The following is a 19,111-nucleotide window of genomic DNA, read 5'->3' on the forward strand; positions in this document are numbered from 1 at the left end:
AACAACGCGTTCCGCGTGATCCGGATCTGGCGGCGTCCGAAACTGTGTCACATCCGATACAGTTTCAGGCGCGGGAAAACAAGTTTTTGTGATGATTACGTTTGATTTCTTGTTTTGAAAACGGCGGTTGCTGTGAATGCCAGCATCTGTCCGCGTGATCTTTTGTTTGTGTTTGAAAATAAATTTTCGACATAAAACAGAGGTGCATAAGAAAGAAAACAAGATGCAGCAAAGTGGCATGAAATTATGGTCAGCCATAACGTCTGTTATTTTTGGAATTACAGGTTTATTTCTTCTTATTGGAGGGTTGAAGCTTCTTTTTATTGGTGGGTCATGGTTTTACGCTCTTGCGGGGTTGGTCCTTCTTGCCTCCGCCGTTCTGGGGTTCAGAAAACCTCAGACAGCGATGCGTCTTTATGCGGCGTTTCTGCTGCTGGCCACTCTCTGGTCGCTTTTTGAAGTTGGCTTCGACTTCTGGGGACTGGAAGTCCGTCTGCTGACCCTCGTGGGCTTCGGCGCGTGGCTGCTCATTCCGGGCGTCTGGCGCGCCGGTTCAGTCTGGCTGACCGACAAGCGGGAAGTGCTCGGCGCTCTCGCTGTCTCCTGTCTTGCGCTGGTTGCAAGCTGCTTCACGTCCTATTCCATCAACGGCACGGTGGCTGCGGACCGCATGACCGCCAGCCTGCCTGATCTGCATGACGGCGTTCCTGCCGGTGACTGGCACTATTATGGCCGTAATGCTCAGGGGCAGCGCTACACGCCGCTGGATCAGATCACTCCGGCCAATATCGGCAGCCTGAAACGGGCATGGGTCACGGAAACCGGCGACACGCAGCAGACAGGAGAAGATGTGGTCGCGGGGCCTGATGCAGGCCATGAGTTCAACCTTGAACTGACGCCGATCAAGGTCAAGGACACGCTCTATATCTGCACTCCGCATAGCTGGGTGATGGCGCTGGACGCCCGGACCGGCAAGGTCAAATGGAAGTACGATCCGAAACCGGCCAAGGCTGATCTGGACTCGAATGTCTATCTCGCCTGCCGTGGTGTTTCGTACTACCGTATTCCGGACGAAATCGAGACGTCATGCCGGGAGCGTATCTATTCGCCCGTGGCGGATGCCCGCATCGTCGCGGTCAACGCCGAGACCGGTCAGCCCTGCGATGACTTTGGCGATCACGGCTTCATTTCCATGCGCGACTACATGGGCAATGTGCCGCTGGGCTTCCATTTCATCACCTCGCCTCCGATGGTCATGAAAAACCGTCTGATCACAGGCGGATGGATCTTCGACAATCAGGCCAACTTCGAACCTTCGGGTGCTGTTCGCGCCTTTGACGCCACGACAGGCAAGATCGCCTGGGCGTGGGATGCGGGCCACACCCCCGAGACATGGACGCCGGGTCCGGGTGACATGCTCACGCGTGACACACCGAATGCCTGGGGTGTCTACACGGCTGACCCCGACCTTGGTCTGGTCTATTTCGGCACGGGCAACGCTCCGCCGGACAACTGGGGTGGTTCACGTCGTCCGTTCGATGACGCCACATCCAGCGCGACTGTCGCTCTTGATATCGTGACGGGTGAGCGTCGCTGGCTTTATCAGACGGTCCACCATGATCTGTGGGACATGGACATTCCGAGCGGTCCGACGATGGTCGATCTCCCGGATGCAAGCGGCCAGACGGTTCCGGCTCTGGTGCAGAGCACGAAGCGCGGCGAGTTCTTCGTTCTCGACCGTCGCACCGGCCAGCCTGTTCCCGGCTATCCTGTCGAGGAGCGTCCTGTTCCGACAGCCGGTGTTGCGTCCGATGACCGTATCAGCCCGACGCAGCCTTTCCCTGTGGCCATGCCGAGCCTGACTCCGCCGGATCTCAAAGAGTCCGACATGTGGGGCGCAACCCTGCTGGACCAGATGCTGTGCCGTCTTGAGTATCGTGAGTCGGCCTATGAAGGTCAGTTCACACCGCCGCATGTCGGCAAGACCACAATCGTCTATCCGGCTTTCTACGGTATTGTGGACTGGCAGGGCATCACCATCGACCCGGCCCGCAAGCTGATGTTCGCCAACGCCAGCTATTTGCCTTTCCGTATCAAGCTCGATCATCGCAACGCGCTTGAGCAGGAAGGCGTTCTGCCGAAATGGCAGGGCGAAGGCAACGAACCTGCGGCGAAGGGTAACGCTCTGGCCATCTCGCCGGACTACGGCACGCCGTATGTCGCCTACACCAACCCCTGGCTGAACTCTCTGGAGATTCCCTGCAAGGGGCCTGTCTGGGGCACGCTGACCGCGATCGACCTCGTAACGAAGAAGATCGTATGGCAGCACCCTGTCGGCACGACGCGCGATACCGGTCCTTTCCGGACGCACACCAATCTGCCGCTGCCCACGGGCATGTATAACATCGGTGGAAACATCGTGACCAAGGGCGGACTGCTCTTCATGGGCGCCACAGCGGACGATTATCTGCGGGCGTTCGATGTCGCCACGGGCAAGGTGATCTGGAAAGACCGTCTCCCGGCCGGTGGTCAGGCGACCCCCATGAGCTATGAAGTCGATGGTAAGCAGTATGTGCTGATCGCGGCCGGTGGTCATGGTGGTCTGGGCACCCGTTCGGGCGATTACATCCTCGCCTACACGCTCGACGGAGCGGCGAAGTAGGGAGTTCGGGAGCGGGAAGGGGACGGTCATCGTCCTCTTCCGTTTCTGTCCTGTATTTATCTGAACTGTTTTCAACAGGGACTGCATGGGTCACCCGGCGAGACTCATGCCTTCTGATTGTTTCGGAATAAAATCAATGCACTCCACAGAAAGGGCGTCATGGCGCCGTCGCATGGTGTTGTGTGTCTGTGTATCGATGCTCGGCTTTATCCCTGTGCGGAAAGCGGAGGCCGCGGATGTCACTCTCGGGATCATCGGTCCGCACGAGTATGACCTGCCCGTCGATTTCAAACCTTTCAATGTTCTGGTGCAGTATGGCAACGGCAATGCTGCCGGGAACTATTATAATTCCGGAGGCCAGCGTAAGCCGGGCGAAGGCAGCCATACCTGGTCGGGCATGACGAAATATGTGCATTTCCGCACGTTCGACGCCATTCCCCATGTCGGCTTTGCTTTTGAACTTATCCAGACGGAAAGCTATACTCTTGCCAACGGCACCAATTACGGAGGGCTTGGCCCGACGATCGTGGGGCCTGCCGCCTGGTTCAAGCCGAATGCACACAGCACGTTTGGCGTACAGACCTTTCTACAGACCAATTCAGGCACGAGGGATGCGCTGACGCCGGGGTACTGGTCAAACATCTCCAGTATTATCTTTGATTATGAGTGGAAGCATTTCAGCTTTGATGGCGATGTCGGGACGGTTGTGGGGGGAGGACAACACAAGAAGGGAGAGCACAGCTACTCTCCGGGTGTTGTGTTCTACAGCAATCTTCGTTTCAGTTGGAAAGCCACCCGGCTTGTCGAGCCGTTTCTCGCATTCGACTGGCAGAATGTGACCGGCACATATGACAGGACGGCGGATCGTTATGTGGATGATTCCAATAGCCGTGAAGTCGCGCTTGGAACCGGTATCATGTTCAATATTGCCCGGGATTTCAGTCTGACGGCCCGTTACAGTCACTCAGTGGAAGGGCGAAACATACCCGAAAGCAACGCCTATTACATCAAGCTTCTCTATCTCTGGCCCTGAAACCGGATCACGGAGCCGCCTTTAAATAAGACCAGCGACCTTTTTGCCTGATCTTTTCTTCCGGGGAGATTTACGGAGCGCGTCCTGAACCTACCAAAGGCGCGCTTTTGGAAGTCGTCTGTGATCGATAAATCGGGGTGAAGGGATCTGTGGTTCCTGCCGGGTGCGGGCAGAGTCCGCATCGATCTCAGCAATGGCCAGTCGGTTATGGCGATCGCATAACGTACGGGATTTTGATGCGTATTTTACAAAAACCTTTTCCGGGCATCACCTTTTTTCGGAAAGATGATGCCCGGAAAGTCTGTTGCGAACGATCAGCAGGCTGTCATTCTGCCCCGGAGTTTTTGGTCTCCAGCCAGCCACCGGAGAATCCGGCGCGTTGCAGGCCTGTGCGGATATACGGATTGCGCTTCATGACATTCCACACAAACCCGTCCCGCCAGTTCTCAATCATGAGCAGAATGGGGCCCTGGTCGATTCCAACATATTCACGATCAGACCAGAAGGTTTTGCCATCCTGAAAGCTGGGGTTGAAGGCGTCGACAAAACCGTATTTGCCGTAAACCTGTTTTCCATACCGGTTCTTCATCTCGCGTATGGAGGGAAGCACGATTTCTGGTGCGAAGGCGATGGAGCCTATCGAGGCTGTCGGCGCGATCGTGCCGTCATCCTGCACATAGTCCCTGCCTGTTCCTCGGGCGACGTACGACATGAAGCGTTTGTCCTTGCCGTCCACTTTCTGCGTGATTTCACCGGGACCATCGGAGGCGGTCAGGCCCCAGACGGTTGCGCTGTAATCGCGCCATCCGCCGGGATTGGCCATGGCGTAAGCACGCTGGGAATAGGCTGCCCGACGACTGTTCTCGAAATAATCAACGCTTTTTCCGCGGGCCCATTCATCCTGAATGCCCCGGAAATCGATCCATGCGTGAGTGTACTGGTGTCCGAAAAGAGGAGCGAAATTCAGGAAGGTCTGGCCGTAATACTCGCCCCAGCGCCTGTCATTGGTGCTGAGCCAGGCCTGCCATGATACTGGTGTCAGGGCATGCTCCTGATCGGGAGAGCCGAGCCCGAGAATATAGGCCATCATCCCTTCGCTGTAGCCTTCCCAGTAATTCGGGATGAACTGATGCTCCGGTCCCCAGCCCATGCTCAGGCGATTATCGGGACGTTTCATCCACTGCCAGTCGACCTGTTTGTAAAGAATGTCGGCCAGAGCACGGATTTCTGTTTCCTGTGATGTGCTCCGGTCATAGAAACTCCGGGAGAACAGGATGCCCTGCACCAGCAGCGCCGTGTCGATACTGGACAGTTCGATGTCCGGATTCAGGCGCAATCCTGTCTTCGGGTCGAGGAAGTGGTAGAAAAAACCGTGAAACCCGGATGCCTGATCCTTTGAGTCATTTTCCGGCAGACGGGACAGATAACGCAGGGTCGTCAGCGTTCGCTCGGCGGCCTGTTCCCGCGTGATGTAATGACGCTCCACCCCGATGCCGTAAGCCGTCAGACCGAAGCCGATGGAGGCGACGCTGTCGAAGGTCTGCGGAGAGGGATAGCGGTCGGGGATCAGTCCAGTCTTCGGATCGGCGGCCTCCCAGAACCAGAGGAAGGTGCGGTGCTCCAGATCGTCGATCATGGCGCGATCACCTGTGGTCAGCCTGACGACTGATGGAGGGGTGGCTGTCTGGTGGGCCTGCGCCTGAGAGGAGAGACCTGCAAGAATCAGGCTCACTACGCAAAGTCTGGATTTACGGGCGATCGTCATTCTTCTTCCTGTATGACCGTTCGTTCCGGGTCAGTGAACAAACCGGCAGACAGTAGACCAGCCTTTGTCGTTAACGAAGCGCATGCCTCCTATTACAGAATAATTTTTACATTTTATGACAAACAGCACGACCTCTGTGCCCGGAATGGATCACAGATATCTTCACCTTTTGCCGTTTTCATCATGTGAGGTCGAAGGAACCGCGCCCCTGTGAGGGGCTCGGGGCAAGCCCCGAATGCCGTTCCCTCAGACGGGACATCTATTTTCCCGGCCAGCCACCCATTCCGCACAGGATGGCCCAGTGCTCTTCCGACACAGGCACGACCGAGAGCCGGGACTGTCGGACCAGAGCGAGATCTTCCAGTTCGGGAGACGCCTTGATTTCCGCGAGCGTTACCGGTCGCGGCATGGGGCTGACGGCCTTTACATCCACACAGACCCATGACCCGCTTTCGGCGGACGGGTCCGGGTAGGCTTCCTTCACGATCTCGACCACACCGACGATCTCACGCCCGATGTTGGAGTGGTAGAAGAACGCGAGATCGCCCTTCTTCATGGCGGCGAGATTTTTCTTGGCCTGATGATTGCGGACGCCGGTCCACGGCTCGATACTGTTGGCGACCTGCTCATCCCATGAGAAGGCGTCCGGTTCTGATTTCACCAGCCAGTAGTTGCGGCTCATTCGGCCAGTTTTCCGTCACGGAAAACCGTGCGCAGGGGGCGAACGATCACGCTTTCAAACAGGCTGGCCTTTGCATAGGGGTCGGCGGCGGCGAAGCCTTCGGCCTCCGCCTTGTCGGCGGCCTCCAGCATGACGATGCTGCCGCACGGTTTGCCGTCCGGTCCCATCATCGGACCTGCGAACTGGATGCGCTCGACATAGGTCTTGAGGTAGGCGAGGTGATCCGGGCGGGTAGCCGAGCGGGTTTCGAACTGGCCGGGTTTGTCGGTGCAGATGATGGCGAACAGCATAGAGGGCTCCGGGTTGAAATGAGGGAGTGCCGCCCATGCAGCGGGCACCCCGTGCCAATATCCGCATGATAGTGTAGGAAGACAGCCCGCACGACCCCCTGCATGATCATCAGGGCCTGATTGCGTGCCGTCTTCCGTGCTCGCGGGCGGTGCGCCATAAGGAATGGTTTACCCACATGGGCGTAATGATGCGCCCTGCCAATGAACGGACGGACCTTGAGCGCGACGCCGACACTGACAGAGCGGGCCGGAGCCCTGTTTCACCGCTATGCCAACCCCGGCCGCTTCCTGCGTCTGGGCGACAGGATCCAGCCCTGGCTGACATGGTCCGCCGTGATCATCACGCTGATCGGGCTGGGCTGGGGGCTGTTTTTCTCCCCCGCCGACTGGCAGCAGGGTGATTCCGTGCGCATTATGTATGTACATGTTCCCTGCGCCTGGCTGTCGTCTTCCGGCTATTTCGCGCTGGCCGTCTGCTCGGTGCTGTCTCTGGTGTGGAAGCATCCGCTCGCCGATCTCGCCGCCGTCGAGATCGGGCCGGTCGGTGCCTGCGTGACGGCGACCTGTCTGGCGACCGGCTCCCTGTGGGGCAAGCCGATGTGGGGCACATGGTGGGTGTGGGACGCCCGGCTGACCTCCGTGCTGGTGCTGTTCTTTCTCTATCTCGGGCACATCGCCCTGATCCACGCTTTCGACGATCAGCAGCGCGGCTATCGTGCGGCGGCCATTCTGGCGCTGGCCGGAGCCGTGGATCTGCCGATCATCAAGTTCAGCGTGCAGTGGTGGAACACACTGCATCAGCCCGCCAGCATCACCCTGACTGGTGCGCCGACCATGTCGCAGACCATGCTCTGGCCACTGCTGATTTCCACGCTGGGGTTTACGCTTGGGTTTGCCGCGATTGTTGTTGCGCGTCTCCGGGCTGGTGTGATGGAAAGCCGTATCCGCAGTCTGCTCTCAAGCCCACGTCGGGCTTCATCCGGGGAAGCATCCGCATGACCCACCTGCCTTATATTCTGGCGTCCTACGGGCTGGCGGGCAGTCTGGCCGTCATACTGTCCGCTGGCGCAGCACTGCGCCTGAAGCGTGACAGGTTGAAACTGGCCTCGCTGGAAGCTGCCCGTGGCCGGGCCCAGAGTGGGACACAGGGAGGACAACGCGCATGAAACGCAAGACCCGCCGTCTCTGGCTTGTCATTGCCTGTGTCGCCGGACTGGGCACGGCCGCCGGTCTGACGCTTTCGGCCTTTTCCTCCAATATCCAGCTTTTCATGGCACCCTCTCAGGTGGTGGACCATCCTCCGGCGGCGGATCGCACGATCCGGCTTGGCGGCATGGTGGTGGCAGGATCGGTGAAGCGTGAGCGTCAGGGCGAAACGCCCATCAACCTGTTTCAGGTGACTGACGGGCAGGCCGCGGTGACCGTGCGCTTCGAGGGCATCCTGCCGGACCTGTTCCGCGAGGGGCAGAGCGTGGTGGCCGTGGGCTCTCTGGAGCCTGACAAGACCTTCGTGGCGTCCGAAGTGCTGGCCAAGCATGATGAGACCTACATGCCGAAGGAAGTGGCGGAAGCGTTGCAGAAATCCGGGAAATGGAACCCGAAATTCGGGCCTCCACCCGATGCGGCAAGCTGGAACGCCATGACCGGCAAGGATACAGCGGCCGGAAAGAACTGATGCCTTCCCTCTGTCTGTTCTCCAAGAGCAATCTCTACCCGATTCAATTTCATGCACGGTTTCCAAAGGTGAGCCTTTGGCGGGGGCCAAGGGGGAGAGCCCCTATTCCCGGTATATCCAAAAAGAGAAGTGAGGCCGTATGAGCCCCGAACTTGGTCGTTTCGCGCTGGCGCTGGCCTGCGTGTTCGCGCTGGCGCAGGCTATCCTGCCGGTGCTGGGCGCACGCAGGCGAGACCGTCGCCTGATGGCGCTCGCCCCCGGTCTGGCGCTGGGGCAACTCATCGCGCTGGTCGCCTCCTTCCTCTGCCTTGTGAATGCAGCGGTGACCAACGACTTCTCGGTGGCCAACATTCTTGAGAACAGTTCGGTGACCAAGCCGCTGCTCTACAAGATCACCGGCGTCTGGGGGAATCATGAAGGGTCCATCCTGCTCTGGGCGCTGATTCTGGGCATCTGCGGTGCAGCGGTGGCGGCGTTCGGGCGCAATCTGCCGTCCGCCCTGCGGGCGCGGGTGATTGGTGTGCTGGGTGGCGTAGCCGCCGGGTTCGAACTGTTCTGCCTGACAACGTCCGATCCGTTCGACCGGGTCTGGCCCGCGCCGCTCGACGGACAGGGCATGAACCCGCTGTTGCAGGACCCTGGCCTCGCGTTTCATCCGCCGATTCTCTACACCGGCTATGTCGGATTCGCCGTGCCGTTCGCCTTCGCCATTGCCGCGCTGATGGAAGGACGCGTCGATGCGGCATGGGGACGCTGGGTGCGCCCGTGGGCCGTGGCGGCGTGGTGCTTCCTGACCTGCGGCATCGCGCTCGGGTCATGGTGGTCCTACTATGTGCTCGGCTGGGGTGGTTACTGGTTCTGGGACCCGGTGGAGAATGCCTCGCTGATTCCATGGCTGTCCGGCACGGCGCTGATGCACTCCGCCATCGTGGTCGAGAAGCGCGAGGCGCTGAAAATCTGGACCGTCCTGCTGGCCATTGGCACCTTCTCCTTCTCGCTCTCCGGCACATTCCTCGTGCGCTCAGGCATCCTCAACTCGGTCCACGCCTTCGCGCAGGACCCGGCGCGCGGCATCTTCATTCTCGCCCTGCTGGGACTGGTCATCGGCGGATCGCTGGCGCTGTTCGCATGGCGCGCTCCGTCTCTGACCAGTGGCGGCCTGTTCGCCCCGGTTTCGCGGGAAGGCTCGCTGGTGCTGAACAACATCCTGCTGTGCTCGATCTGCGCCGTGGTGCTGACCGGCACGATGTATCCGCCGTTCATGTCGCTGCTGTTCGGCAAGACGATTTCGGTCGGCAAGCCCTTCTTTGATGCGGCCACCATTCCGCTGGCCATCCCGCTGTTCACCTTCATGGGGTTCGGGCCGATGCTGCCGTGGAAGCGGGCGCAGCTCTGGCCGGTTCTCAGACGCCTGTGGGTCGCGGCGCTGGCCACACTGGCCGCGTTTGGCGTGACGGTAATCGGGCTTTCGGGCGTGCTCCCAATCCTGTGCGCGACGATGGCGGTATGGATCATCGGTTCCAGCCTGACAGACATTGCCGGTCGGCTGGCGCTGTTCCGCGTGTCGTTTTCGCAGAGCATCCAGCGGGCGAAGTCCCTGCCACGCTCCGCGTTCGGTGCGGCGCTGGCGCATATTGGTGTGGGCGTGAGCGTGCTGGGTCTGGCGGTCATGTCGCAGGCCCAGCACAAGATCGTTGAAGTCCATGTCGGCCAGAAGGAAGAGCTTGCCGGCTATGAGTGGACCCTGACGGATGTCCGGACGGTGCCGGGACCGAACTACATGGCCATGGTGGCGACCATGGAAATCCGCCACAACGGGCGTCTGGTGACGGTGATGCATCCGTCCAAGCGCAGCTTCAACATGCAGAACCAGACGACGACCGAAGTGTCGATCCACACCAATGGTCTGTCCGATCTGTATGGTGTGATCGGGGACAAGCATGGGCCGGACAGCAATCCGACTTATGTCTTGCGTCTTCACTATAATCCGCTTGCGCCGTGGATGTGGTTCGGGGCGCTGATCATGGCGATGGGCGGGGCGCTATCCCTGTCTGATCGTCGCATGCGCGTGGGTGCTCCGAGACGGGCTCCGGCTCCAGATATGGTGGCAGCAGAATGAGCAGTGAACAAACTCCGGCAGACTGTCAGAACGCTGTCACGCGGCGGCGTATTCTTTTTGGTGGCCCATTGTTGATTGGGGCAGGACTCTGCGGTGCGGCGTTCTGGAAAATGCTGTCCGGGATGCAGACAGGCTCGTTCAATCCGCACGATATCAACGCGCCGGTGACCGGGCGACCGGTTCCGGACTTCAAGCTGCCGGATCAGACACCCGGCACGGGGTTTGCGACGGCTGATCTGAAGGCGCTGACCAGACCGGTCCTGATCAACTTCTTTGCTTCATGGTGCATCCCCTGCATCGCGGAGATGGAGGCTCTTCTCGCACTTCAGAAGCAGTTGCCGATCTGGGGTATCGCATACAAGGACAAGCCGGAGAATGCGGCGGGTCTGCTGAAGCATGCGGGCAATCCCTATGCCCGTATCGGCAGCGATCGTGATGGTCGTGTGGCCATCGACTGGGGCGTCTCCGGTGTGCCTGAAAGCTTTCTGATCGCGCCCGGCGGCATGATCGTCTGGCATAGCGCGGCGGGGCTCGACAGCCCCGAGGTGAGCGACGGCCTGAAGAACGCGCTGAAGGCTGTGGGCGGATGAGGGCTCGGTTGCGCGTGAAGGCAGCGTTCAGGCTGAAGACTGCCCTGCTGCTGGTCTGCCTGTCCGCGCCTGTCATGGCGTGGGCGGTCGATGATCCGTCCGAGATGCTGCCTGATCCGAAGCAGGAACGGCAGGCCGAGGCGATCGGGGCGCAGCTCCGCTGTCTGGTGTGTCAGAACGAGTCGATCGAGGATAGCAGCGCTGGTCTGGCGCGGGATCTCCGCAAGGTGGTGCGCGAGCATGTCGCCAAGGGCGAGAACAGCCAGCAGGTCATAGACTGGATGGTGGCGCGGTATGGCAACTTCATCCGACTGAGTCCGCCGGTGACGGTTGCGACGCTGCTGCTCTGGGGTATGCCGGTTCTGGCCTTGCTTGTCGGCATCGTGTCGGCTGTGATGATTTTCCGCCGTCGCACGGTGGCTCCCACGCCGCTGAGCGAAGCTGAGCAGGCGCGGCTCAGGGAGCTTGGCGATGGCCAGTAACTTCTCTTCTGCCTTTTGCCCCGGATGTGATTTATGATCTGGCCCAGCATTGCCCTCCTGAGCGCGATGACGCTTCTGCCTGCCGGCTTTACCCTGTGGCGTCGCGCCGTCGCCCGGGATGAGCGGAGCACGGCTCTGGCGCTGCATGAAGCGCAACTGGTCGAGCTGGATCGTGATCTGGATATCGGCATGATCGCGCCGTCCGAGCATGGCATCGCCCGGCTTGAGATTCAGCGGCGGATTCTGGCCGCCGACCGGGCTCCGGCGAACATGGTGGACCGGGCCGGACGTGTGAAAACCATTCTGGCTCTGCTGCTGATTCCGCTGGTGGCGATTGCGCTTTACTGGACGGGCGGTCATCCGGGCTTTCCGGCCCAGCCCCTGCAACCTCGTCTAGAAGCTTTAGCTCAGCGTGACATGCGTGCGAACAGAGTCATCGACCAGCTCAAGGACGCCCTGTCGAAAATGTCGGTGAACGACCCGCAGCTCAGGCAGGGTTACATCCTGCTGGGGCAGGCCGAAGCGTCACGGGGGCATGATCAGGCCGCCATGGCAGCATGGCGCAGGGCGCTGGAGCTGCGGTTTGAGCCGGATCTGGCGATTGAACTGGCGGAAGCACAGGTCAGGGCTGAAAGGCATATCGGCGCGGCCAGTCTCGCGCTTTATCAGCGGGCGCTGGACGCGGCGCCGAAGGACGCCCCCTGGCGGCAGGCGGTCGAGCAGCGGATTGCACAGGGCGAGCACGAGCAGGAACAGCCCTGAGACCGGCCTGTCAGGTTTCCCTGTGATGTCACAAAAGAGTGCCGATTCTTTTTTGAAACACGGCCGTCTGCGGGACAAAACCGTTTTGATTACAAGAGTGTAAGCTTCCGTGCGCTTGTCGACGAGACTGTTTTGCGGGCAGTCTGCACACCCTTTCTGGAAAGAGACGTCCTGTCTCGTTCTTGATCCAGATGATTTTGGCCTTTATGTGGCGGTAATCTTTGGAAGCCCCGGTTTATGGACCAGACAGTCATTCCTTCTACGGTAGATCATACACGCGCCGTATTCCCGGAAGGGTTGACGCTCGACTGCGGGTCCGTGCTCGCGCCGGTGGAAATCGCCTACCGGACCTATGGCACCCTGTCGCCTGAACGGAACAATGCGATCCTCATCTGTCATGCCCTGACCGGGGATCAGTATGTGGCCGAGACCCAGCCGGTGACGGGAAAATCCGGCTGGTGGGAGCGCATGGTCGGGCCGGGAAAGCCGATTGATACCGACAGATTTTTCGTCATCTGTTCGAACGTGCTCGGCGGCTGCATGGGGTCGACGGGGCCTCGTTCCCTTCGCACTGTGACCGGCGAAAACGGCGAGAGCCGGGAAGAGCCGTGGGGGACCGACTTTCCACCGATCACCATCCGCGACATGGTGCGGGCGCAGCGGTTGCTGGTAAGACAGTTTGGAATCGACAGGCTTTTCGCGGTAATCGGCGGTTCGATGGGAGGGATGCAGGTCCTTGAGTGGGCGGCGACCTATCCCGACATGGTGTTTGCCGCCATGCCGATTGCGACCGCGCCTTTCCATTCCGCCCAGAATATTGCGTTCAATGAGGTCAGCCGACAGGCGATTTTTGCCGATCCGGACTGGCATGGAGGACGCTACTGGGAAACGGACGCCATTCCGGCTCGCGGACTGGCTGTCGCGAGGATGATGGCGCACATCACCTATCTGTCCGAGGAGGCCCTGACCCGGAAGTTCGGTCGGCGGGTGCGCCGGTGTGACGAACCGGTTGTCGGAAGTCCTACCCCCGGCGCGTTATCCACATTCGGCGAGATTTTCGAGGTCGAGTCCTATCTGCGTCATCAGGGCTCGACATTCGTGCGGCGTTTTGACGCCAATTCCTACCTCACCATCACCCGGGCGATGGACTGGATGGATCTGGGCATGGAGCATGACGGCGATTGCGCCGGGCCATTCCGGGAAACCAGAACCCGGTTCTGTGTCGTCTGCTTCTCTTCGGACTGGCTGTTTCCCACCTCCCAGTCCCGGATCATCGTGCGGGCCCTGACCCGGGCGGCGGCGAATGTCTCTTTCGTCGAGATTGAAAGCGACAAGGGACACGATGCGTTCCTGCTGGACGAGCCTGATTTCGACCGTACGGTCGTTGGCTTTCTGAATGGGGCCGCGGAACATGCGGGTCTGTTTCCCCGGACGTTGAAAGGGCATTGAAATGCGTCTTGACCAGCGTCTGATCGCAAAGATGATCACGCCCGGCACGCGGGTTCTGGACATTGGAAGCGGTGATGGCACCCTGATCGATCATCTTTTTCGCACGCGGGGATGTGATGCGCGCGGGATCGAGATCGATATGGGAGAAGTTACGCGCTCCGTGGCGCATGGTCTGCCGGTGGTGCACGGAGACGCCGACCACGATCTGGCGCATTATCCGGATAACAGCTTTGACTATGTCGTCCTGCAACGCACGTTGCAGGCGGTCGAGCGGCCTCGTGAGGTCCTGCGTCAGATGCTGCGGATCGGACGATATGCGATCGTGTCTTTTCCGAATTTCGGTCATTGGGAGATGCGCCTGAAACTGCTGCTCAGCGGCAGGATGCCCAATACGGCGGTCTGGCACACGCCGTGGTACGCCACGCCCAACATTCATCCTTGCACGATCAGGGATTTTCTCGCGCTCTGCGACGAGGATGGCTATCGTGTGCATGAATGGATGGCCATTGATGAGGAAGGTGACCGCGCGCCGTGGCGACGGTCGATTCGGCTTGCGAATCTTTTCGGCGAGCAGGCGCTTTTTCGTCTCGGCAAAGGGAATTGACCAACCCGTCAACGCTTCTGGTCGCAATCGATGCCGGTGCGACAAAAACAGCCCTGCGTATTGCGACGCCTTCCGGGGATGTGCTGGGTGAAGGGTTCGGAGGGCCTGCCAATATTGCAACTTCCGTGGAGCAGGCGGCAAAATCCATGGAAACCGCCTTGCGTGACGCGGTGCGGAGTGCGGGTCTGGACGAAGAAGCCCTGCATGATGGCGCGGTGCAATGGATTGCCGCAGCGGGTGCTGCGGGTGCCGAAGTCGCTGGATGTACCGAAAAACTGAAAGAGCTTCTGCCGTATTTAACGATTTTTGACGTTCGGACCGATGCCTACACCTCCTGTCTCGGAGCTCATGGAGGCGAGGATGGGGCGATTGTCGCCATCGGCACGGGCAGCGTTGGTTATGCTATTCGTGGCGATCGTAATCATCGTGTTGGCGGATGGGGTTTTCCGCAGGATGATGAAGGCGGCGGAGCCCGGATTGGTCTTGAGGCGGTGCGTCACATGCTTGCGGCGTCTGACGGCCGGGCAACCGAGAGCGCTCTTTCTGTTTCTGTACGACGTTATCTGCAAGAATTCGGAAAAGATCCCATGACGTGGAGCGTCGGAGCGTCAGCGGCGGATTTTGCTGTTCTGGCTCCCGTTGTTTTGCGGGCTGCTGAAAACGGATGCGATGTGGCCGCAAATCTTCTTGAAAATGCAGGGCGGGCTATTGCCGTTCTTGTGAATGCCTTGCTGAGGGAGGAGGGATTTTCTGAATTGAAGGTTGCTTTTACCGGTGGCCTCGCATCGGCGCTTTTGCCATGGTGTCCTCAGGCCGTCAGGGATAAGGGTGCGCTCTGTCAGGGAACATCTCTTGATGGCGCGATGAGGCTGGCCATGGAGCGGATCTGCATGGTGTAGGTGTTTTTTCTTTCCGCTGTTGCCGGAATTCACCTGTGTAAAATCAGGAAATCTGCAAAAATACCGTGTTTCGAAGTGTGAATTTGGTCTGTGTGGCTTGAGCCACAGCCAAAAATGATGTAGAGGTCGTACAGTTTCTGTGAACAACTTGTTAAAACAAGCTGTGATATCAGTCTCATACAAATTGTTTATATATCTCCAGAAACAGCAGAACGATCCTGTAGCCTCCCAGGGAAGGTTGCTACAGGCTCAGCCGTTGATGGACAGGAATTCATTGCATAGGGATGTGTCATCAGACGCAGACTGTGTGAAGCTTTTTCCCTGTGGTATTCCGAGAGGTGTCTTCGCTCAATGACCACGTTTGCCGACCTGCAGCTTGCCGAACCCTTGTTGCGGGCTCTTACCGAAGAAGGCTATTCGGAGCCAACGCCCATTCAGGCGCAGTCCATTCCCTACCTTCTGGCCGGGCGTGATCTGCTTGGCCTCGCGCAGACCGGAACGGGCAAGACGGCGGCTTTCGCACTGCCTATTCTCCAGCATCTTCTGACGCATCGTCATGCCGCTCCGCCGAAGGGCGCCCGCGTTCTGGTGCTGGCGCCGACGCGTGAGCTGGCTTCTCAGATTGATGAGAGCTTCAAGTCCTACGCTCGTCACATGAAGCTGACCCATACCGTGATTTTCGGTGGTGTCGGTCAGGGACGTCAGGTCGAGGCGATGCGGCGTGGCGTTGACGTGCTGGTGGCGGCTCCGGGGCGTCTGCTCGATCTGATGGGTCAGGGATTCATCGACCTGCGTGATCTGGAAATTCTGGTTCTGGATGAAGCTGACCGGATGCTGGATATGGGCTTTGTCCGCGATATCAAGCGGATTGTCGCTACCCTGCCGCGTGATCGCCAGACGCTGCTGTTCTCCGCCACCATGCCGCACAGCATCACGGAACTGGCTGGCAGTCTCCTGCGCGATCCCGCAAAGGTCGAGGTGACGCCTCCATCTAGCACGGTGGACCGTATCCGGCAGGTGGTGATGTTCGTCGAGCCTGATCAGAAAAAGGATGCGCTCCTTCTTCTTCTGGAATCGCCAAAGGTGGTTCGCAGCGTTGTCTTCACGCTGATGAAGCATGAAGCAAACAAGGTTGCGGAGTTCCTGAATAAGAACGGTATCACAGCTGAGGCCATTCACGGCAACAAGTCTCAGGGCGCTCGTGAACGGGCAATGAGCGGTTTCCGTTCAGGAGCGGTAAAAGTGCTGGTGGCGACGGATATCGCGGCACGCGGCATTGACGTGGATGAGGTTTCTCACGTCTTCAATTATGATCTCCCGAACATTCCGGAAAGCTACGTGCATCGTATCGGTCGTACCGCACGTGCCGGACGTGAAGGCTGGGCCATATCCTTCTGTGACCCTGAACAGCGGGCCTGGCTGAAAGATATTGAACGTACGATCGGCAAGAGTGTGCCGGTTGTTCGCGATCATCCCTATCACTCCGATGCGGCCGAGCATTCGACGCAGCGTCCGCCCGTCCTTGGTGGAGGTCGCGGACGCGGTGGCGGCCAGAATCGCGGTGGTCCAAGCCGCAGCGGCAACGGGGGAGGTGGCGGAGCCGGCGGCAATCGTCGCCCCCGGGGAACCCGTCGGGTCGCCTGATCAACAACGAACTGCTCTGGTTTCAGGATCTGTAGCGCGTTGCTACCGGATTTCTGAATACGGGGGCTGGCGATGCGCGTAACTGTCTGAGCCCCTGAGTCCTTACAGACTCAGGGGCTTTTTTTTGTGGCGTTGATCGTTTTTGCCCCGACAATGCAATGGTCGGACAAAGGTTTCTGTCGTCTTTTGAAGCGGCGCATCGTTTTGTTCCGGAGCAGGTTCCGGGTTAAGGAAAGCCTGATAAAGACTGTTGGTTTTGTAAGATAGTGTAACGAGGTCATGAGCAAGGCAACCCCGGCCAGCGCCTTCCTGAAGCGTAGCGGCATTCCGTTCGAAATGCTTCAGTATGAGTATGACTCTTCAGTCAGCAGGCTGGGTGTGCATGCGGCGGCGGCGGTCAATGAGCCTGCCGAACGGGTTTTCAAGACACTGATGGCGGAAGTGGATGGAAAGCCGGTCTGCGCGGTTATTCCGGTTGCACAGGAATTAAGCCTGAAAAAACTGGCGGCCGTCTGTGGCGGTAAAGCTGCAAAAATCATGAAACCTGCTGATGCGGAACGTATCACCGGCTACAAGGTTGGTGGAATCAGCCCTTTTGGTGGACGCCGGACGGTGCCGACTTTTCTGGCACATGAAGCGTCAGGTCTGCCCTATATTCTTATGAATGGTGGTGGACGTGGCTTGCAGGTCAGATTGGCTGTCGAGGATGCGCTTGTCGCGATGCAGGGACAACTCGCTGATCTTGTGGCTCCTTAGGGATGGTGGCATGTCGATGTGTCTTTATGAACATCATCTTTTTGTAGTAATATATTGATATTTTCACATTATAATCTGAGAGGTGTCCATTAGAGCGGCAAAAATGACATGCTGATCAACGCTGGAAAAGCGCAAAAAGCTGGATTTCCGCCTCTCGACCGATTATTGCTCGCTGGGGCAGGACAGGAAAACCGGTTCCGGTTTGTTTCGACGAAACTGTTTTATATGCATGGATTTTTATAAAACCCATGCATATCCTCCGTCAGATTTTCCTGTGACGAACAGTCCCATTATGCAGGGCCACAGTCGGTCATCTGTTTCACCAAATGACCAAATAAATACATGCTGCTCAGATCAAAAAAATTTTGTTTACACAGCAGAGAGCAGCTCTGCGTCAGCGGCTGAGCCAAAGAATTCGTAACGGATATTGGCAGCCGGAACGTCCGCTGTTTTCAGTATGTCCACCATGTCGCGCATGAAGGCGTCCGGACCACAGAGGCGATAGATTGCGTCGGGGTCAATCTGTGTTGTCAGCCAGTCTTTTGTAATGCGGCCTGCATGATACCGTAAGCCAGACTCGTCGACAGTGTTGGCAGGAAGGCCGGTGCTGAAGAAGATATCCGCCTGCAACACACCTGAACCAGCCAGCTTCTGAATGTCGGCACCAAAGGCGCTGGTTTCAGCGGCGTGGGCACCGTGAATGAAACGGATATTCTTTTTCTCGTCAGCGGACAGGGTGTCGACCGCAGAGATGAAAGGCGTCAGGCCGATACCTGCGCTGAGAAAGACGGTTTTCTGTTCAGTGGCAGAATCATAGACAAAATCACCGGCGGGAGCGGAGACCTGCAATTCCGTTCCCTCATGCACAGCATCGTGGAACCATGAAGAGACGACGCCACCGTCCTCTTTGCGCACGCTGATCCGATAATGATCGGAGGACGGTGCTGAGGAGATGCTGTAGTTGCGCCGCTGGGAGCCGTGCTCCGGAATCTCCAGTCTGAAACTCAGATACTGTCCCGGAAGATGCTTCATCACCGGTTTGCCGTCAGTCGGCACCAGTACGAACGAGCGGACGAGGCTGTTTTCCTGAACCACGGAGCGGACCCGGAAAGAGCGCCAGCCAATCCAGCCGCCGGGGGCTGCTTCGTGCTCGTCATAGATCTGTTTTTCACGACCGATCAGCACATCGGCGAGAAACCAGTAAGCCTTGGCCCATGCCTCCATGATCTCCGGCGTCGCCGCGTCGCCGAGTACGTGCTCGATGGCTCCCAGCAGCGCCTTGCCGACAAACGGATAATGCTCGGGCAGGATATTCAGCCCGACATGCTTCTGTGTGATGCGTTCGACCATGCCGCCGAGATTGCCGAGCGTGTCGATGTTGCGGGCATAGGCCAGCACGGCGAGGGCTAGCGCTTTGGGCTGCTCACCGTCTTTCTGGTGCGACATGTTGAACAGGTCACGGATTTCGGGAGCCGCCAGCAGCCGCTTGTACATCTCCTGCGTGATATCCAGCCCATGCGCTTCGAGCGCCGGGACGCAGGCTTTGACGATGGAACGGGTTTTGTCGTCGAGAGGAGCGGTCATGAAACATATCCATTAAGGTAACTGAGTCGGTAACCTTTATAGGCGCGCAGGCTTTAAGGTGTCAAATTGGGTTACCTTAAATGGCTGACAAAGACGTTCCGGCTGGTTTATTGTC

At 58.8% G+C, this 19,111-nt stretch carries 18 protein-coding genes; 14 read left to right on the forward strand and 4 right to left on the reverse strand.

The annotated features are described in order from the left end of the window. Positions 1-223 precede the first annotated feature (223 nt). On the forward strand, positions 224-2,662 hold the full coding sequence (locus LKE90_RS15630) for a membrane-bound PQQ-dependent dehydrogenase, glucose/quinate/shikimate family (RefSeq protein ID WP_291491387.1): 2,439 nt from the start codon (positions 224-226) through the stop codon (positions 2,660-2,662). Positions 2,663-2,834: 172 nt separating this feature from the next. Further along, positions 2,835-3,695: a transporter gene (locus LKE90_RS15635; RefSeq protein WP_291491561.1), complete on the forward strand. Its 861-nt coding sequence runs from the start codon at positions 2,835-2,837 to the stop codon at positions 3,693-3,695. A gap of 325 nt (positions 3,696-4,020) precedes the next feature. Here LKE90_RS15635 and LKE90_RS15640 read toward each other — a convergent pair whose 3' ends face one another. The 3 genes from LKE90_RS15640 to LKE90_RS15650 all read right to left on the reverse strand — a co-directional run bounded on the left by LKE90_RS15640 (position 4,021) and on the right by LKE90_RS15650 (position 6,432). Further along, on the reverse strand, positions 4,021-5,460 hold the full coding sequence (locus LKE90_RS15640; RefSeq protein WP_291491386.1) for a glucoamylase family protein: 1,440 nt from the start codon (positions 5,458-5,460) through the stop codon (positions 4,021-4,023). A gap of 259 nt (positions 5,461-5,719) precedes the next feature. Further along, on the reverse strand, positions 5,720-6,142 hold the full coding sequence (locus tag LKE90_RS15645; RefSeq protein ID WP_291491385.1) for an EVE domain-containing protein: 423 nt from the start codon (positions 6,140-6,142) through the stop codon (positions 5,720-5,722). Further along, complete coding sequence (locus tag LKE90_RS15650; protein WP_291491384.1) at positions 6,139-6,432, reverse strand: YciI family protein; 294 nt, start codon at positions 6,430-6,432, stop codon at positions 6,139-6,141. The genes LKE90_RS15645 and LKE90_RS15650 overlap by 4 nt, the downstream gene beginning before the upstream one ends. A gap of 216 nt (positions 6,433-6,648) precedes the next feature. Here LKE90_RS15650 and LKE90_RS15655 point away from each other — a divergent pair, with 216 nt between their 5' ends. The 12 genes from LKE90_RS15655 to ybaK all read left to right on the forward strand — a co-directional run bounded on the left by LKE90_RS15655 (position 6,649) and on the right by ybaK (position 17,412). Beyond that, positions 6,649-7,431, forward strand: a complete 783-nt coding sequence (locus LKE90_RS15655) for a heme ABC transporter permease (RefSeq protein WP_018308074.1) — start codon at positions 6,649-6,651, stop codon at positions 7,429-7,431. Beyond that, complete coding sequence (locus tag LKE90_RS15660) at positions 7,428-7,598, forward strand: hypothetical protein (RefSeq protein ID WP_291491383.1); 171 nt, start codon at positions 7,428-7,430, stop codon at positions 7,596-7,598. Before LKE90_RS15655 ends, LKE90_RS15660 begins: the two co-directional genes overlap by 4 nt. Continuing rightward, entirely contained in the window at positions 7,595-8,107 is a 513-nt protein-coding gene (gene ccmE / locus LKE90_RS15665) for a cytochrome c maturation protein CcmE (RefSeq protein WP_099347365.1), read from the forward strand. The genes LKE90_RS15660 and ccmE overlap by 4 nt, the downstream gene beginning before the upstream one ends. A 139-nt stretch (positions 8,108-8,246) precedes the next feature. Continuing rightward, entirely contained in the window at positions 8,247-10,226 is a 1,980-nt protein-coding gene (locus tag LKE90_RS15670; protein WP_291491382.1) for a heme lyase CcmF/NrfE family subunit, read from the forward strand. After that, positions 10,223-10,816 (forward strand): redoxin domain-containing protein, encoded by a 594-nt coding sequence (locus LKE90_RS15675; protein ID WP_291491381.1) that lies wholly within the window; start codon positions 10,223-10,225, stop codon positions 10,814-10,816. Before LKE90_RS15670 ends, LKE90_RS15675 begins: the two co-directional genes overlap by 4 nt. Beyond that, positions 10,813-11,298 carry a cytochrome c-type biogenesis protein gene (locus LKE90_RS15680; protein ID WP_291491380.1) on the forward strand — a complete coding sequence of 162 codons (486 nt, stop codon included), beginning with the start codon at positions 10,813-10,815 and terminating at the stop codon, positions 11,296-11,298. Before LKE90_RS15675 ends, LKE90_RS15680 begins: the two co-directional genes overlap by 4 nt. 33 nt (positions 11,299-11,331) lie before the next feature. Beyond that, the gene (ccmI, locus tag LKE90_RS15685) at positions 11,332-12,060 is read left to right on the forward strand and encodes a c-type cytochrome biogenesis protein CcmI (protein ID WP_291491379.1); all 729 of its coding nucleotides are present in this window, start codon (positions 11,332-11,334) and stop codon (positions 12,058-12,060) included. A 237-nt stretch (positions 12,061-12,297) separates the two neighbouring features. After that, entirely contained in the window at positions 12,298-13,509 is a 1,212-nt protein-coding gene (gene metX, locus LKE90_RS15690) for a homoserine O-acetyltransferase MetX (protein WP_291491377.1), read from the forward strand. A 1-nt stretch (position 13,510) separates the two neighbouring features. Next, positions 13,511-14,113: a methionine biosynthesis protein MetW gene (gene metW, locus LKE90_RS15695; RefSeq protein WP_291491376.1), complete on the forward strand. Its 603-nt coding sequence runs from the start codon at positions 13,511-13,513 to the stop codon at positions 14,111-14,113. Then, positions 14,110-15,012, forward strand: a complete 903-nt coding sequence (locus LKE90_RS15700) for a BadF/BadG/BcrA/BcrD ATPase family protein (protein WP_291491375.1) — start codon at positions 14,110-14,112, stop codon at positions 15,010-15,012. The genes metW and LKE90_RS15700 overlap by 4 nt, the downstream gene beginning before the upstream one ends. A gap of 351 nt (positions 15,013-15,363) precedes the next feature. Continuing rightward, positions 15,364-16,656, forward strand: coding sequence for a DEAD/DEAH box helicase (locus LKE90_RS15705; RefSeq protein WP_291491374.1), 1,293 nt, complete (start codon positions 15,364-15,366; stop codon positions 16,654-16,656). A 279-nt stretch (positions 16,657-16,935) separates the two neighbouring features. After that, positions 16,936-17,412, forward strand: a complete 477-nt coding sequence (gene ybaK / locus LKE90_RS15710) for a Cys-tRNA(Pro) deacylase (protein WP_291491373.1) — start codon at positions 16,936-16,938, stop codon at positions 17,410-17,412. Positions 17,413-17,781: 369 nt separating this feature from the next. Here the strand turns inward: ybaK and hmpA are convergent, their stop codons facing one another. After that, on the reverse strand, positions 17,782-18,996 hold the full coding sequence (gene hmpA / locus LKE90_RS15715; RefSeq protein WP_291491372.1) for an NO-inducible flavohemoprotein: 1,215 nt from the start codon (positions 18,994-18,996) through the stop codon (positions 17,782-17,784). Positions 18,997-19,111: the final 115 nt, after the last annotated feature.

The organism is Acetobacter sp. (genome assembly GCF_022483985.1).
GTDB lineage: Bacteria > Pseudomonadota > Alphaproteobacteria > Acetobacterales > Acetobacteraceae > Acetobacter.

Excerpts from the sequence above, each read along its gene's own strand:
- LKE90_RS15630 (WP_291491387.1), top strand. The coding sequence starts at position 224 with ATGCAGCAAAGTGGCATGAAATTATGGTCAGCCATAACGTCTGTTATT.
- LKE90_RS15635 (WP_291491561.1), top strand. The coding sequence starts at position 2,835 with ATGGTGTTGTGTGTCTGTGTATCGATGCTCGGCTTTATCCCTGTGCGG.
- LKE90_RS15640 (WP_291491386.1), bottom strand. The coding sequence starts at position 5,460 with ATGACGATCGCCCGTAAATCCAGACTTTGCGTAGTGAGCCTGATTCTT.
- LKE90_RS15645 (WP_291491385.1), bottom strand. The coding sequence starts at position 6,142 with ATGAGCCGCAACTACTGGCTGGTGAAATCAGAACCGGACGCCTTCTCA.
- LKE90_RS15650 (WP_291491384.1), bottom strand. The coding sequence starts at position 6,432 with ATGCTGTTCGCCATCATCTGCACCGACAAACCCGGCCAGTTCGAAACC.
- LKE90_RS15660 (WP_291491383.1), top strand. The coding sequence starts at position 7,428 with ATGACCCACCTGCCTTATATTCTGGCGTCCTACGGGCTGGCGGGCAGT.
- ccmE (WP_099347365.1), top strand. The coding sequence starts at position 7,595 with ATGAAACGCAAGACCCGCCGTCTCTGGCTTGTCATTGCCTGTGTCGCC.
- LKE90_RS15670 (WP_291491382.1), top strand. The coding sequence starts at position 8,247 with ATGAGCCCCGAACTTGGTCGTTTCGCGCTGGCGCTGGCCTGCGTGTTC.
- LKE90_RS15675 (WP_291491381.1), top strand. The coding sequence starts at position 10,223 with ATGAGCAGTGAACAAACTCCGGCAGACTGTCAGAACGCTGTCACGCGG.
- LKE90_RS15680 (WP_291491380.1), top strand. The coding sequence starts at position 10,813 with ATGAGGGCTCGGTTGCGCGTGAAGGCAGCGTTCAGGCTGAAGACTGCC.
- ccmI (WP_291491379.1), top strand. The coding sequence starts at position 11,332 with ATGATCTGGCCCAGCATTGCCCTCCTGAGCGCGATGACGCTTCTGCCT.
- metX (WP_291491377.1), top strand. The coding sequence starts at position 12,298 with ATGGACCAGACAGTCATTCCTTCTACGGTAGATCATACACGCGCCGTA.
- metW (WP_291491376.1), top strand. The coding sequence starts at position 13,511 with ATGCGTCTTGACCAGCGTCTGATCGCAAAGATGATCACGCCCGGCACG.
- LKE90_RS15705 (WP_291491374.1), top strand. The coding sequence starts at position 15,364 with ATGACCACGTTTGCCGACCTGCAGCTTGCCGAACCCTTGTTGCGGGCT.
- ybaK (WP_291491373.1), top strand. The coding sequence starts at position 16,936 with ATGAGCAAGGCAACCCCGGCCAGCGCCTTCCTGAAGCGTAGCGGCATT.
- hmpA (WP_291491372.1), bottom strand. The coding sequence starts at position 18,996 with ATGACCGCTCCTCTCGACGACAAAACCCGTTCCATCGTCAAAGCCTGC.